1 protein-coding gene is annotated in these 1,174 nt (G+C 66.4%); it reads left to right on the top strand.

The window, feature by feature from the left end; all coding sequences use genetic code 11:
- Positions 1–85: 85 nt before the first annotated feature.
- A protein-coding gene (locus ACFZBD_RS35180) for an IS5 family transposase (protein WP_388090941.1) occupies positions 86–894 on the top strand; the annotation gives its coding sequence in 2 pieces (ribosomal slippage) (positions 86–434 and positions 434–894; 810 coding nt in all).
- Positions 895–1,174 lie beyond the last annotated feature (280 nt).

The following is a 1,174-nucleotide window of genomic DNA, read 5'->3' as shown; positions in this document are numbered from 1 at the left end:
TCCGCCGGGGTACGTCAACGGCACCCCGGCGAAAGGTGGTTCCTAAGAAGCCATCTCATTTGGGTGACTCGGTAGTCTATGAGTCATGGTGGGGATCGTTGAGCGGCTGGTGCCGGACGAGTTGTGGGAGTTGTTCCAGCGGGTGGTGCCGGAGGCGCCGTCGCGGCCGCAGGGTGGTGGCCGGCGTCGGCACGGCGACCGGGAAGTGCTGGCCGCGATCGTCTTCGTGGCCACGTCGGGCTGTACCTGGCAGCAGCTGCCTTCGGCGTCGTTCGGCCCGTCCGGAGCGACCGCCCACCGGCGGTTCTCGGAGTGGTCGAAGGCCAGGGTGTGGGGCAAGCTGCATCGCCTGGTCCTCGACGAACTCGGGACCCGCGGGGAGCTGGACTGGTCGCGGTGCGCGATCGACTCGGTGAACATGCGGGCCTTGAAAAGGGGGACCTGACAGGTCCGAATCCTGTCGACCGGGGCAAGTACGGGTCGAAGATCCATCTGATCACCGAGCGGACCGGTCTGCCCATATCCGTCGCAATCTCCGGCGCCAACGTCCACGACAGCCAAGCCCTTATCCCGCTCGTGAAGGGCATACCGCCCATCCGCTCCCGCCGGGGCCCCCGTCGACGCCGGCCCGGCAAGCTCCACGCCGACAAGGGCTACGACTACCGCCACCTGCGGCAATGGCTATCCGGGCGCGGAATCCGGCACCGCATCGCCCGCAAAGGCATCGAGACCTCGCAGCGACTCGGCCGACACCGCTGGACCATCGAACGCACCATGTCCTGGCTCGCCGGCTGCCGACGACTCCACCGCCGCTACGAACGCAAGGCCGACCACTTCCTGGCCTTCACCAGCATCGCCTGCACCCTCATCTGCTACCGCCGACTCGCCAAATGAGATGACTTCTAAGACGTCCGCCCCTCCAACCAGGCATAGCACTTCGGATCAGTCCAACTCCCAAGTGTTCGAGGGGAACGCAGGTCCCTTAGGGCTTGCCGGGATTCAACATGTTGATTCCCGGCAAGCCCTAAGGGACCTGTCCGTTAATTCGGTCGTCTGGTCAGTGGGCTACCCAGTCGGGCGCCCATATGTCGGGTGGGCTGGGCGGGCCTGCGGTGCGCAGGTGGTCGCGTAGCGCGGTCAGCACGGGGTGCTGGTCTCCGCTGCGGGTCAGCAG

The sequence above is a fragment of the Streptomyces sp. NPDC008121 genome, assembly GCF_042957155.1.
GTDB lineage: Bacteria > Actinomycetota > Actinomycetes > Streptomycetales > Streptomycetaceae > Streptomyces.
The sequence above is the reverse complement of the archived record's forward strand: the minus strand, read 5'-3'. Positions and strand labels throughout refer to the sequence as shown.